Raw genomic sequence first — 14,505 nt, 5'->3', positions numbered from 1 at the left:
GATACAACATGAAGTAATTGGAAGGAGGCGTGTGTCATGGCAAACCCGAAGAACACAGCTGAGCTGGCTGAACTGAAGGAGAAGTTCGAAGGCTCGTCCGCTGTTTTCCTCACCGAGTACCGCGGTCTGACCGTGAGCCAGCTGCAGCAGCTGCGCGGTGAGCTCGGATTTGATGTTGAACTGCACGTCGCCAAGAACACCCTCGTCAAGATCGCTGCTAATGAGCACGGTATTGAGGGTCTCGACGATTACCTGACCGGCCCCACCGCTGTCGCCTTCATCAAGGGTGACGCGACTGTGGATGCCGCGAAGACCATGAAGAAGTTCGCTAAGGACAATGACCTGTTCATTGTCAAGGGCGGCTACATGGACGGTAACGCTCTCGACGCATCCCAGGTGGCTGCTGTCGCAGAGATGGACAACCGCGAGACCACTCTGGCCAAGCTTGCTGGCGCCTTCCAGGGCTCTTTGGCGAAGGCTGCTGGCCTGTTCCAGGCTCCGGCCTCCAAGACGGCACGACTTGTTGCCGCACTGCAGGACAAGCAGGACGAAGCCGCTTAACAGCGGTGCGTCCCGAACCAAAACACACTCTTACGGCCTTGTGTAAGGCCACAACAGAAAGGAAGCCACAATGGCTAAGCTCACCAAGGACGAGCTCATCGAGCAGTTCAAGGAAATGACCCTTATCGAGCTCTCCGAGTTCCTGAAGGAATTCGAGGAGGTCTTCGACGTGACCGCTGCCGCTCCGGTTGCAGTTGCAGCAGCTGGCGCTCCGGGCGCTGCTGGCGACGCTCCGGCTGAGGAGGAGAAGGACGAGTTCGACGTCGTTCTCGAGGACGCTGGCGACAAGAAGATCGGCGTTATTAAGGCTGTCCGCGAGATCGTCTCCGGTCTGGGTCTGAAGGACGCCAAGGAGATGGTTGAGGGTGCTCCGAAGGCCATCCTCGAGGGCGCTAACAAGGATGACGCTGAGGCTGCTAAGGCTAAGCTGGAAGAGGCTGGCGCTAAGGTCTCCCTCAAGTAAGCGTTTCACGCATCTTGCCCCTGCCTGTGTGCAGGGGCTTTTTGCTTTTCGACGTTACCTGCCCCCGCGTCCTGCCGTGGCGGGGATAGGGGCTGGGGTGATGGGATTGTAAAGTGGCACGCATGCTTCCCAAGTCCCGCATTTTGTCCGCCCTCCTTGTCGGGGTAGGCATCGCGCTCATTGTCGCGGGACTGGTGGCTCCACGGTTTCTTCTGGGGGATGCCCGTTTCCCGCTGAACCTCGAGCACACCACCTGGGCAATGCACGACCCGCACGGCCGGGTTTTCGACCCTGATGCCGGTGAGGACGGTAAGGTCGTTGAGGTCCCCGTTACCCGCCAGCTGCACATGACCGTGCAGAACCCGGCGACAGAGGAGCGCACGGGGCTGCGGATCGGCGATTCTCTGCTGCGCGGTGACAAAGACTCGGACTTCGACAATCTAATCACTGCGTCGACGTGGTCGTACGAGATGGACCGCAAGTCTGGGGCGTTCGTGACCACGGCGAATCTGAGCACGGTGATGGCCATGCCGGACGCGGAGGTCCCCGTCGACGGCGTGTGGCTGAAGTTCCCCCTCGACGTCGAGCAAACGGATTATGCCGTCTTTGAGCCGTCGCTGCGCACGACAGTACCGGCCACATTCAAAGAGGAGCGTGAAGTCGCCGGCCGTTCTGTCTATGTGTTTGAGCAGCGGGTCGAGGCGGTCAACGTCGCAAAGCTGTATGCGGACGCGGCGAACACCAAGACGTTGCCAGCGCCCGACGGCGGGCAGCGCCAGGTGTTCCGCCACCACGATGCGACGCGTGAGTTCACTGTCGATCAGATCACCGGTGTTGTCGTGGGGATCAATGAGCGTGTGGACGACTACTATGCCGACCACGCCGGCCGCCGTGCCCAAGACATCGTCGCGTACGACGCCGTAATGGATCCGGCCGACGTGGAGCAGATGGCGGGCCAGCTGACCACCGTGACACAGTCTGTCTCTCGCTGGGTGACATGGGGCACGATCGGGCTGGGATCACTGCTAGCAATCGGCGGTTTGATTGGAGCGCTGCGCCCGGGCCGGGGAAGGTCTGCGCAGGTCACATCCTGACACGCGCCGAATCACCCCTCCAGGGTTGCGCTCCGCAAGCAGTGAGGTGGTAGAGTTCCACGACAAGCGATCGCGCTTCGACGGAGCATTATGCAAGACTGCTTTACAAACAGTCATCGGGGGTATAAGCTGTCTCCTTGCGCTGGAAGCCGTCGCCGGTGCGTGAATGAAACCTTGGATCCATGTTTTAGAAAAGTGGGTTTGACAAGGTGGCTTTGTGCATTTTAGGGGGACGGGGCTTCCACTAAATGAAACGCTATTTATCCAGCGGGTGTCCACGAGCATAAGCGCCGATGCACGTGCCCCGCGTGAGGTGCTGGAAGGACCCATCTTGGCAGTCTCGCCCCAGACCAAGTCAGTGGCCGCAATCCCCGGAGCCCCGGAGCGTTATTCCTTCGCGAAAATCGCGGAGCCAATCGCGCTGCCTGGTCTTCTTGACGTTCAATCGGAGTCTTTCGCCTGGCTCGTCGGCACGCCTGAGTGGCGTGAGCGCCAGGCGGAGGAGCGTGGCTCGGATGCCCGCATTACCTCCGGCCTCGAGGACATCCTCGAGGAAATTTCCCCGATTCAGGACTACTCGGGAAACATGAGCCTGTCTTTGTCCGATCCGTACTTTGAGGACATCAAGTACACGATCGACGAGTGCAAAGATAAGGACATCAACTACTCCGCACCCCTGTACGTGACGGCGGAGTTCATTAACAACGACACCCAGGAGATCAAGTCCCAGACCGTCTTCATCGGCGATTTCCCGCTGATGACAGACAAGGGCACGTTCATTGTCAACGGCACCGAGCGCGTCATTGTCTCGCAGCTGGTGCGTTCCCCGGGTGTGTACTTCGACGAGACAATCGACAAGTCCACCGAGCGTCCGCTGCACTCCGTGAAGGTCATTCCTTCCCGCGGCGCATGGCTGGAGTTCGACGTGGACAAGCGCGACACCGTCGGTGTGCGCATTGACCGCAAGCGTCGTCAGCCGGTGACTGTGCTGCTCAAGGCCCTGGGTTGGACCACGGAGCAGATCAAGGAGCGTTTCGGCTTTTCCGAGATCATGATGACCACGCTGGAGAACGACGGCGTGGCCAACACCGATGAGGCTCTGCTGGAGATTTACCGCAAGCAGCGCCCGGGTGAGCAGCCGACGCGCGATCTGGCGCAGTCCCTGCTGGAGAACGCGTTCTTCCGTGCGAAGCGCTACGACTTGGCTCGCGTCGGCCGCTACAAGGTCAACCGCAAGCTCGGTCTGGGCGGCGACCACGACGGTGAGATGACTCTGACTGAAGAGGACATTGCCACCACGCTCGAGTACTTGGTGCGCCTGCACGCCGGCGAGCGCGAGATGACCTCCCCGGAGGGCGTGGTCATCCCGATCAACACCGACGACATCGACCACTTCGGCAACCGCCGCCTGCGCACCGTGGGCGAGCTGGTGCAGAACCAGGTCCGTGTCGGCCTGTCCCGCATGGAGCGTGTGGTTCGTGAGCGCATGACCACCCAGGACGCGGAGTCCATCACTCCGACGTCCCTGATCAACGTGCGCCCGGTGTCCGCCGCGATCCGCGAGTTCTTCGGCACCTCCCAACTGTCGCAGTTCATGGACCAGAACAACTCGCTGTCCGGTCTGACCCACAAGCGTCGCCTGTCCGCGCTGGGCCCGGGCGGTCTGTCCCGTGAGCGCGCCGGCATTGAGGTCCGCGACGTGCACCCGTCGCACTACGGCCGCATGTGCCCGATCGAAACCCCGGAAGGTCCGAACATTGGTCTGATCGGTGCGCTGGCGTCCTACGCTCGCGTGAACCCGTTCGGCTTCATCGAGACGCCGTACCAGAAGGTCGTCGACGGTCAGATCACTGACGAGATCGACTACCTCACCGCCGATGAAGAGGATCGCTTCGCCATCGCTGAGGCCGCTACGGCCCACGACGCTGACCGCAACATCACCGCGGACCGTATTGAGGTGCGCCTCAAGGACGGCGATATCGGTGTCGTCGGTCCGAAAGACGTCGACTACGTGGACATCTCCCCGCGCCAGATGGTTTCAGTCGCGACGGCGATGATTCCGTTCCTGGAGCACGACGACGCGAACCGTGCGCTCATGGGTGCGAACATGCAGAAGCAGGCTGTGCCGCTGCTGCGCTCTGAGGCTGCATACGTGGCCACCGGTACGGAGATGCGCGCGGCGTATGACGCTGGCGACATCGTCATCGCGAACAACGCAGGTGTCGTTGAAGATGTGACCGGCGACGTGATCACCATCATGGACGACGAGGGTCAGCGCGAGTCCTACCTGCTGCGCACCTTTGAGCGCACGAACCAGGGCACGTGCTACAACCAGACCCCGATTGTGTCTGCAGGCGACCGCGTCGAGGCTGGCCAGGTCATCGCTGATGGCCCGGGCACCAAGGACGGCGAGATGGCACTGGGCACCAATCTGCTCGTCGCTTTCATGCCGTGGGAAGGCCACAACTACGAGGACGCGATCATCCTCAACCAGCGCGTGGTGGAGCAGGACGTGCTCACCTCCGTGCACATCGAGGAGCACGAGATCGATGCCCGCGACACCAAGCTGGGTGCGGAAGAGATCACCCGCGAGATCCCGAACGTCTCTGAGGACGTGCTCAAGGACCTCGACGAGCGCGGCATCATCCGCATCGGTGCGGACGTGCGCGACGGCGACATCCTGGTGGGTAAGGTCACCCCGAAGGGTGAAACCGAGCTGACTCCGGAGGAGCGCCTACTGCGCGCCATCTTCGGCGAAAAGGCCCGTGAGGTCCGCGACACCTCCCTGAAGGTGCCGCACGGTGAGACCGGCAAGGTCATCGCTGTCCGTCGCTTCTCCCGTGAGGACGACGACGATCTGTCGCCGGGTGTCAACGAGATGATCCGTGTCTACGTTGCTCAGAAACGCAAGATCCAGGACGGCGACAAGATGGCCGGCCGCCACGGCAACAAGGGTGTCGTGGGCAAGATCCTGCCTGAGGAGGACATGCCGTTCATGGCTGACGGCACCCCAGTGGACATCATCCTGAACACCCACGGTGTGCCGCGTCGTATGAACATCGGTCAGGTGCTCGAGGTTCACCTGGGCTGGCTGGCTCACGCTGGTTGGACCGTCAACCCGGATGACCCGGCGAACGCGAAGCTCCTGGAGACTCTGCCTGAGCAGCTTTACGACGTGCCTCCCGAGTCCCTGACCGCCACCCCGGTCTTCGACGGCGCGACGAACGACGAGATCGCAGGTCTTCTGGCCAACACCAAGCCGAACCGCGATGGCGACGTCATGGTCGATGGCGACGGCAAGACGGTGCTTTTCGACGGACGCTCCGGCGAACCGTTCAAGTACCCGATCTCCGTCGGCTACATGTACATGCTCAAGCTGCACCACCTGGTGGACGAGAAGATTCACGCCCGCTCCACCGGCCCGTACTCCATGATTACCCAGCAGCCGCTGGGTGGTAAGGCCCAGTTCGGTGGCCAGCGCTTCGGTGAGATGGAGGTGTGGGCGATGCAGGCATACGGCGCCGCCTACACCCTGCAGGAGCTGCTGACGATCAAGTCGGACGACGTGGTCGGACGTGTCAAGGTCTACGAAGCCATCGTCAAGGGCGACAACATCCCTGACCCGGGAATCCCGGAGTCGTTCAAGGTGTTGCTCAAGGAGCTGCAGTCGCTGTGCCTGAACGTGGAGGTCCTCTCCACCGACGGCACCCCGATGGAGCTGTCCGGCGATGATGACGAGTACGACCAGGCTGGATCCTCGTTGGGCATTAACTTGTCCCGTGACGAGGGTTCCGCGGCTGACACGGCATAAGTGCTAGGCGGGGGCGGGCGTCGATAAGCGAAAAGCGCCGCCCGCTCCCACAGATACGAACTTGAACTCATAAAACCTAGAAGAAAAGGAACATTTACGTGTTTGACGTAAACCTCTTCGACGAGCTCCGCATCGGCCTGGCCACCGCCGAAGACATCCGCCGTTGGTCCCACGGCGAAGTCAAGAAGCCGGAGACCATTAACTACCGCACCCTCAAGCCGGAGAAGGACGGTCTGTTCTGCGAGCGCATCTTCGGCCCGACCCGCGACTGGGAATGCTCTTGCGGTAAGTACAAGCGTGTCCGCTACAAGGGCATCATTTGTGAGCGCTGCGGTGTTGAGGTGACCAAGTCCAAGGTCCGCCGTGAGCGCATGGGCCACATTGAGCTGGCTGCTCCCGTCACCCACATCTGGTACTTCAAGGGTGTGCCGTCCCGCCTGGGTTACCTGCTGGACCTGGCGCCGAAGGACCTTGAGCGCATCATTTACTTCGCCGCCAACATCATCACGTCCGTTGACGAGGAGGCGCGTCACAACGACATGTCCACCCTCGAGGCGGAGATGATCCTGGAGAAGAAGGAAATCGAGCAGGACACCGAGGCTGAGATCGCCGACCGTGCCCAGAAGCTCGAGGAAGACCTCGCTGAGCTGGAAGCTTCCGGTGCTGCTGCGTCTGCCCGCAAGAAGGTGCAGAACGCCGCTGACAAGGAAATGCAGCACATGCGCGAGGCTGGCGAGCGCGAGATCGAGCACCTGGACGAGATCTGGAACACCTTCATCAAGCTCGCTCCGAAGCAGATGATCATCGACGAGAACCTCTACGAAGAGCTCGTCGACCGCTACGAGGACTACTTCACCGGCGGCATGGGCGCTGAGGCGATTCAGACCCTGATCCGCAACTTCGACCTGGACGCCGAGTCTGAGGAGCTGCGCCACATCATCGCCGAGGGCAAGGGCCAGAAGAAGGTCCGCGCTCTCAAGCGCCTGAAGGTTGTCGCCGCGTTCCAGCGCTCCGGCAACGACCCGGCCGGCATGATCCTCGACGCGATCCCGGTGATCCCGCCGGAGCTGCGCCCGATGGTTCAGCTTGACGGTGGCCGTTTTGCCACCTCCGACCTGAACGACCTGTACCGCCGCGTTATCAACCGCAACAACCGTCTCAAGCGCATGATTGACCTCGGTGCCCCCGAGATCATCGTGAACAACGAGAAGCGCATGCTGCAGGAGTCCGTCGACGCACTGTTCGACAACGGCCGCCGCGGCCGTCCGGTCACTGGCCCGGGCAACCGTCCGCTGAAGTCCCTGTCCGACCTGCTCAAGGGTAAGCAGGGCCGCTTCCGCCAGAACCTGCTGGGTAAGCGCGTGGACTACTCCGGTCGTTCCGTGATTATCGTGGGTCCGCAGCTGAAGATGCACGAGTGCGGTCTGCCGAAGCTGATGGCTCTCGAGCTGTTCAAGCCGTTCGTGATGAAGCGCCTGGTGGACAACGACTACGCGCAGAACATCAAGTCCGCGAAGCGCATGGTGGAGCGCCAGCGTCCTGAGGTGTGGGACGTTCTGGAAGAGGCTATTGCTGAGCACCCGGTGCTGCTCAACCGCGCACCGACGCTGCACCGCCTGGGTATTCAAGCCTTCGAGCCGGTCCTGGTGGAGGGCAAGGCTATCCAGCTGCACCCGCTGGCGTGTGAGGCCTTCAACGCCGACTTCGACGGCGACCAGATGGCTGTCCACCTTCCGCTGTCCGCGGAGGCACAGGCAGAGGCACGCGTCCTCATGCTGTCCTCCAACAACATCCTGTCTCCGGCATCCGGTAAGCCGCTGGCTATGCCGCGCCTGGATATGGTGACCGGCCTGTACTTCCTCACCATGGTCAAGGGCGAGGGTGAGATCGGTGGCGAGGGCGCGTACGCTCCGGCCGACGAGAACGGCCCGGCACGCGGTGTGTACTCCTCTCACCGTGAGGCCATCATGGCCTACGACCGCGGCGTTCTGGGCCTGCAGGCCCCGATCAAGGTCCGCATCGATCACCTGCGCCCGACCGCAGAGATTGAGGCGGAGCAGTTCCCCGACGGCTGGGAGAAGGGTCAGTCCTGGATGGCTGACACCACTTTGGGCCGCATCATGTTCAACGAGATGCTCCCCTTCAACTTCCCGTACCAGGAAGGCGCGATGGTGCGTAAGGGCGGCAAGGACAAGGTGCTGCTCGGTGACATCATCCAGGCGATGGTGGAGAAGTACCCGATGATCACCGTCGCGCAGACGATGGACAAGCTCAAGGACGCCGGTTTCTACTGGGCGACCCGCTCGGGCATCACCATCACTATGTCTGACGTTCTGGTTCTGCCGAACAAGACCGAGATCCTCGACGAGTACGAGCGTGAGGCGGAGGCCATTGAGCGCAAGTACTTCGAGAAGGGTGCGCTGACCGAGAAGGACCGCTACGACCGCCTGGTTGAGCTGTGGCAGGACGCCACCGACAAGGTCGGTAAGGCTGTCGAGGCTCTGTACCCGGACGACAACCCGATTCCGATGATCGTGAAGTCCGGTGCTGCCGGTAACATGCGCCAGATCTGGACGCTGGCCGGCATGAAGGGCATGGTCGTGAACTCCCGCGGTGAGTACATCACCCGTCCGATCAAGACCTCCTTCCGCGAGGGCTTGAGCGTGATGGAGTACTTCAACAACTCCCACGGTTCCCGTAAGGGCCTGGCTGATACCGCTCTGCGTACAGCTGACTCCGGTTACCTCACCCGTCGTCTTGTTGACGTCGCTCAGGACGTCATCGTCCGCGAAGAGGACTGTGGCACCCACCAGGGTGTCAAGGTGCCGGTCGCTGAGGCTGCAGGAACGGGCCGCTTCAACCGCCACGACCTGGTCGAGACCTCTGTCTCCGGCCGCGTGCTGGCGTCCGACGCGACCGACGCTGACGGCAACGTCCTTCTCGAGGCAGGCTCGGACCTGTCCGAGGAGCGTATCGACGCTCTCGTCGACGCCGGCATCGAGTCCGTCAAGGTCCGCTCCGTGCTGACCTGCCAGACCCCGACCGGTGTCTGCGCGAAGTGCTACGGCAAGTCCATGGCGACGGGCAAGCTCGTCGACATCGGCGAGGCCGTCGGCATCGTCGCCGCCCAGTCCATTGGTGAGCCGGGTACCCAGCTGACCATGCGTACCTTCCACCAGGGTGGTGTCGGTGGCGACATTACCGGTGGTCTGCCGCGTGTCCAGGAGCTGTTCGAGGCCCGCGTTCCGAAGAACCGCGCCCCGATCGCCTCTGTCGCCGGCGAGATCTCGCTGGAGGACGAGGGCAACTTCTGGACCCTGACCATCCACCCGGAGGACGGCTCCGACGACGTGGTCTACGAGAAGCTGTCCAAGCGCCAGGGCCTGGCCCAGGTGCGCCGCCCGATGGAGTCCAACCCGGAGGCCATGATCGAGCGTTCGCTTCGCGACGGCGACACGGTCAAGGTCGGCGACCGCCTCCTGCGCGGTGCCGCTGATCCGCACGACGTGCTTGAGGTGCTGGGACGCCGCGGCGTCGAAAAGCACCTCATCGACGAGGTGCAGGCTGTGTACCGCACACAGGGTGTGTCGATCCACGACAAGCACATCGAGATCATCATCCGCCAGATGCTGCGCCGCGGCACCGTCATCGACGCAGGCTCCACCGAGTTCCTCCCGGGCACCCTGGTGGACCTGTCCGAGGCACGCCAGATCAACGGTCAGGCTGTCGCCGAGGGTGGCGAGCCGGCAGAGCTGCGCAGCGAGATCATGGGTATCACCAAGGCCTCGCTGGCCACGGAGTCCTGGCTGTCCGCCGCCTCCTTCCAGGAGACGACGCGCGTGCTTACCGACGCCGCCATCAACAAGCGCTCCGATAAGCTCATCGGCCTCAAGGAGAACGTGATCATCGGTAAGCTGATCCCGGCCGGTACGGGTATTTCCCGCTACCGCAACATCTCCGTGAAGCCGACCGAGGCCGCGCGTTCCGCCGCCTACTCGATCCCGACCTTCGGCGATGCCATCTACGGCGACGAGGGTTACGGCGAGTTCACCGGCGCGTCCGTGCCGCTCGACGAGTACGGCATGGGCGGCTACGACAGCTACCAGTAGGTAGCCCGTCGCGCTTAAGCGTGAAGGCCCGGTCTCTCCGCGTGGGAGGCCGGGCCTTTCGCTGTGTTCAGGGCTCGTTGGGAGGGCGGTTGCGGAAAAGTTGACAAACCCGATGTCGATCTACCGGCCAAGAACGCTGTGACCAGCGTAGACGGTTCTAGGTGGGAATCCAGTTTGTCAACTTTTCCGCAGGGCTGTGAGCTCTACATCTTCGCGCTCCTTGCCGCCCGGATGATGTCCACGCCACCCATGAGGGCGATGCCGGCGATGGTGATGGTGGGGGCGTCGTCAGGCAGATCCCGCTGAGCGATAGTGACGCTGGGGTGGTCGGTAACCCCGAACCCGCCCATCAGGGCGAAACCTTCGGACTTCACCCGCACGTCTTCCGGGACGACGATGGTGATCCCGCCCATGATCGCATTGGCACTAATCCGAATGTGATCGGAGGCCAAGCGAGCTTGGAGCAGGTTTAGCTGGGTTTCACCCATGAGTCCGAGTGAGAAGTGGTTGCTGTTGATCAGCCAGTCTCCGGAGCGCTCCACGCCACCCATGACGGCAATGGAGCTGGACGTGCCGCCGGGCTCGCCAGTGACAAAGTCGAGAGCCTTGGATCGCGGCTGATGTGCGGCAGAGGACCAGCCTGCTGTGTCCGGGAGTTGCTGGACAGGGGAGAGGTCGACAGTGAGCTCGTCGAGCTGGTCGGCGTAGGTGGCGCGCCAGGCTACCGCCGTGCGCTCGTCGAACTCCGTGGTGTTCAGTTGGCCGTCGGCAAAGGCCGCGGCGAGGACATCGGCGATCTCTTGGCGGCGTGCGTGTGAAACGCGCTTACGGGGCACATTGTCTGCAGAATCGGTCGACATGCCCCCAAAGCTACTTAGTTCTAAGCGGCGAAGCGTGCCCGTCACCTTGAGAGCGGGGAAGCGATTTGCTTTCCGCCGCCCGTACCCTGTACTTTTGAACCCGATTCCGCCGCTGCGCGTTTATCGCGTCGCGGAAATGGAAAAGAACTCCCCGTTCTCCTCGGACGGCGCGATGTTCGCACACGCGGAAGGGCCCCGAAGAAGAGCCCCCATTTTTGCGTGTTCGGGCGCGATGCCGGACGGTGGAGACTTGAGACACCAGACGACGACAAGAAAGCGATGGTATGCCAACTATTCAGCAGCTGGTCCGCAAGGGCCGCCACGACAAGAAAGCCAAGGTCGCTACGGCTGCCCTGAAGGGTTCCCCGCAGCGCCGCGGTGTGTGCACCCGCGTGTACACCACCACTCCGAAGAAGCCGAACTCCGCTCTGCGTAAGGTCGCGCGTGTGCGCCTGACCTCCGGCATCGAGGTTTCCGCTTACATCCCGGGTGAGGGCCACAACCTGCAGGAGCACTCCATGGTGCTCGTGCGCGGTGGCCGTGTGAAGGACCTTCCGGGTGTCCGCTACAAGATCATCCGTGGTGCTCTGGATACCCAGGGTGTCAAGGACCGCAAGCAGGCTCGCTCCCGTTACGGCGCGAAGAAGGGACAGTAATCAATGCGTAAGCAGCAAGCACCGAAGCGTCCCGTAGTCAAGGACCCGGTTTACGATTCTGAGCTGGTCACCCAGCTGATCAACAAGATTCTCAAGGACGGTAAGAAGTCCACCGCGCAGCGCATTGTCTACGGCGCAATGGAGATGTGTCGCGAGAAGACCGGCACGGATCCGGTTGGCACCCTCGAAAAGGCTCTGGGCAACATCCGTCCGGATCTGGAGGTTCGCTCCCGCCGTGTTGGTGGCGCTACCTACCAGGTGCCGGTTGAGGTCCGTCCGGGCCGTTCCACCACTTTGGCTTTGCGCTGGATGGTCACCTTCACCCGGCAGCGCCGTGAGAACACCATGACCGAGCGTCTGGCTAACGAGATCCTGGATGCGTCCAACGGTCTTGGCGCATCCGTGAAGCGTCGCGAAGATACGCACAAGATGGCTGAGGCTAACCGCGCCTTTGCTCACTACCGCTGGTAATTGTCGCTACAGCTCCGGTTGCCAGGGGCGCATTTAGTGTCTCGGCCTGCCATAATCGCGATTTAGTGGCAGAATCGACAAAGGAAAACATTCAAATCGCTGTCGCATTTCCCGCAGGTGCGGGTGGAAGCGGCCGCAACAAGACGACAAGTTGGGGTATACAACGTGGCACAAGAAGTGCTTAAGGACCTAGCTAAGGTCCGCAACATCGGCATCATGGCCCACATCGATGCCGGTAAGACGACCACGACCGAGCGCATCCTGTTCTACACGGGTATTAACCGTCGCGTCGGCGAGACGCACGACGGTGGCGCGACCACGGACTGGATGGAGCAGGAGAAGGAGCGCGGTATCACCATTACCTCCGCTGCTGTTACCTGCTTCTGGAACAACAACCAGATCAACATCATCGACACCCCGGGCCACGTTGACTTCACCGTTGAGGTTGAGCGCTCCCTGCGTGTTCTCGACGGTGCTGTTGCAGTGTTCGACGGTAAAGAGGGTGTGGAACCGCAGTCCGAGCAGGTGTGGCGTCAGGCCGCTAAGTACGACGTGCCGCGTATCTGCTTTGTGAACAAGATGGACAAGCTCGGTGCGGACTTCTACCACACCGTCCAGACCATCATTGACCGCCTGGGCGCTAAGCCGTTGGTCATGCAGCTGCCGATCGGCGCTGAGGACGACTTCGATGGTGTCGTTGACCTCATCGACATGAAGGCCATCACCTGGCGCGGCAAGGTCGAGACCGGTGCGGAGCCGACCATCGAGGAGATCCCGGCTGACCTTCAGGACAAGGCTGAGGAGTACCGCGAGCAGCTGCTCGAGGCTGTCGCTGAGTCCGACGAGGAACTCATGGAGAAGTACTTCGGCGGCGAGGAGCTCACTGTTGAGGAGATCAAGGGCGCCATCCGCAAGATGACCGTCAACTCCGAGATTTACCCGGTTTTCTGCGGTACCGCGTACCGCAACAAGGGTGTGCAGCCGCTGCTCGATGCTATTGTTGACTACCTGCCGAACCCGCTGGACATTGGCGAGGTCCAGGGCACCTCTGTCGACGGTGAAGAGAAGATGACGCGTAAGCCGTCCGTCGAGGAACCGTTCTCCGCTCTGGCGTTCAAGATTGCCGTTCACCCGTTCTTCGGCAAGCTGACCTACGTGCGCGTTTACTCCGGCCAGGCCATCCCGGGCGAGCAGATGCTCAACTCCACGAAGTCCAAGAAGGAGCGCGTGGGCAAGCTCTTCCAGATGCACGCGAACAAGGAGAACCCGGTCGAGCACGCTGATGCCGGCAACATCTACGCGTTCATCGGTCTGAAGGAAACCACCACGGGTGACACCCTGTGCAACCCGGACCACCCGATCATCCTGGAGTCCATGGACTTCCCGGACCCGGTGATCCAGGTCGCTATTGAGCCGAAGACCAAGGCTGACCAGGAGAAGCTGGGTACCGCTATCCAGAAGCTCGCGGAGGAGGATCCGACCTTCACCGTGCAGCTCGACGAGGAGTCCGGCCAGACCGTCATCGGCGGCATGGGCGAGCTCCACCTCGACGTCCTGGTTGACCGTATGAAGCGCGAGTTCAAGGTCGAAGCGAACATCGGTTCCCCGCAGGTTGCGTACCGCGAGACCATCCGCAAGCCGGTTGAGCACCTCGACTACACGCACAAGAAGCAGACTGGTGGTTCCGGTCAGTTCGCGAAGGTCATCATCTCCATCGAGCCGTACGCTCCGGAGGCAGACGAGCTCGAAGAGGGCCAGTCCCCGACCTACACCTTCGAAAACGCCGTCACCGGTGGCCGGGTGCCGAAGGAGTACATCCCGTCGGTTGACGCTGGTATCCAGGATGCGATGCAGTACGGCTACCTTGCTGGCTACCCGCTGGTGAACATCAAGGCCACGCTCGAGGACGGCGCTTACCACGAGGTCGACTCCTCTGAGATGGCGTTCAAGCTCGCTGGTTCCCAGGCCCTGAAGGAAGCTGTCGCGAAGGCGAAGCCGGTGCTGCTCGAGCCGCTTATGGCTGTCGAGGTTGTCACCCCCGAGGAGTACATGGGTACCGTCAACGGCGACATCAGCTCCCGCCGCGGCCAGGTGTACGCCATGGAAGACCGTTCCGGCGCCAAGGTTGTCAAGGCGAAGGTGCCCCTGTCCGAAATGTTCGGTTACATCGGTGACCTCCGTTCCTCCACCGCTGGCCGTGCGAACTTCACCATGGTGTTCGACTCCTACGGTGAGGTTCCGTCCAACATCGCTCAGGACATCATCGACGAGCGCAACGGCCGGGCTTAAGCCCAGCTAACCCTCCCTTCTGTGCCAGGAGGGAGGGGCGGTAGCGGCCGAGCTGAGCGGAGCATCGCTTGACGACGTTTCACTGAGCCGGCCGTTACCACAGATCAACTGCCTACCGCAGTGGTTGGAGCCCTAGACAAGCCCCGGCCTGTGGTTTGAAAAACGGCATTAACAAATCTAGGATCATGTAA

General features: G+C 61.9%; 9 protein-coding genes. 8 read left to right on the top strand and 1 reads right to left on the bottom strand.

Annotated elements, in window-relative coordinates; translation table 11 throughout:
* The first annotated feature begins 36 nt into the window (after positions 1-36).
* The 5 genes from rplJ (at position 37) to HMPREF0291_RS01395 (ending at position 10,038) form a co-directional block, all read left to right on the top strand.
* Positions 37-561, top strand: coding sequence for a 50S ribosomal protein L10 (gene rplJ / locus HMPREF0291_RS01415; RefSeq protein ID WP_005286808.1), 525 nt, complete (start codon positions 37-39; stop codon positions 559-561).
* Positions 562-631: 70 nt separating this feature from the next.
* Positions 632-1,024, top strand: coding sequence for a 50S ribosomal protein L7/L12 (gene rplL / locus HMPREF0291_RS01410; RefSeq protein ID WP_005286806.1), 393 nt, complete (start codon positions 632-634; stop codon positions 1,022-1,024).
* A gap of 122 nt (positions 1,025-1,146) precedes the next feature.
* Positions 1,147-2,118 (top strand): PorA family protein, encoded by a 972-nt coding sequence (locus tag HMPREF0291_RS01405; RefSeq protein ID WP_005286803.1) that lies wholly within the window; start codon positions 1,147-1,149, stop codon positions 2,116-2,118.
* 313 nt (positions 2,119-2,431) lie between these two features.
* A complete protein-coding gene (gene rpoB, locus HMPREF0291_RS01400; RefSeq protein ID WP_005286800.1) occupies positions 2,432-5,929 on the top strand; it encodes a DNA-directed RNA polymerase subunit beta in 3,498 nt (1,165 codons plus the stop codon).
* 98 nt (positions 5,930-6,027) lie between these two features.
* Positions 6,028-10,038 carry a DNA-directed RNA polymerase subunit beta' gene (locus HMPREF0291_RS01395; protein WP_005286797.1) on the top strand — a complete coding sequence of 1,337 codons (4,011 nt, stop codon included), beginning with the start codon at positions 6,028-6,030 and terminating at the stop codon, positions 10,036-10,038.
* Positions 10,039-10,241: 203 nt separating this feature from the next.
* Here HMPREF0291_RS01395 and HMPREF0291_RS01390 read toward each other — a convergent pair whose 3' ends face one another.
* Positions 10,242-10,898 (bottom strand): DUF1707 SHOCT-like domain-containing protein, encoded by a 657-nt coding sequence (locus HMPREF0291_RS01390; RefSeq protein WP_005286794.1) that lies wholly within the window; start codon positions 10,896-10,898, stop codon positions 10,242-10,244.
* 284 nt (positions 10,899-11,182) lie between these two features.
* On the opposite strand from HMPREF0291_RS01390, the gene rpsL reads away from it, so the two are divergent.
* The 3 genes from rpsL (at position 11,183) to fusA (ending at position 14,314) form a co-directional block, all read left to right on the top strand.
* Positions 11,183-11,554: a 30S ribosomal protein S12 gene (gene rpsL, locus HMPREF0291_RS01385; RefSeq protein WP_005286791.1), complete on the top strand. Its 372-nt coding sequence runs from the start codon at positions 11,183-11,185 to the stop codon at positions 11,552-11,554.
* 3 nt (positions 11,555-11,557) lie between these two features.
* Positions 11,558-12,025 carry a 30S ribosomal protein S7 gene (gene rpsG / locus HMPREF0291_RS01380; RefSeq protein ID WP_005286788.1) on the top strand — a complete coding sequence of 156 codons (468 nt, stop codon included), beginning with the start codon at positions 11,558-11,560 and terminating at the stop codon, positions 12,023-12,025.
* 165 nt (positions 12,026-12,190) lie between these two features.
* Positions 12,191-14,314: an elongation factor G gene (gene fusA, locus HMPREF0291_RS01375; protein ID WP_005286785.1), complete on the top strand. Its 2,124-nt coding sequence runs from the start codon at positions 12,191-12,193 to the stop codon at positions 14,312-14,314.
* Positions 14,315-14,505 lie beyond the last annotated feature (191 nt).

The sequence above is a fragment of the Corynebacterium genitalium ATCC 33030 genome (assembly GCF_000143825.1).
Classification (GTDB): domain Bacteria; phylum Actinomycetota; class Actinomycetes; order Mycobacteriales; family Mycobacteriaceae; genus Corynebacterium; species Corynebacterium genitalium.
Note: the sequence above shows the minus strand (reverse complement) of the source record. Positions and strands in the feature narration are given on the sequence as shown.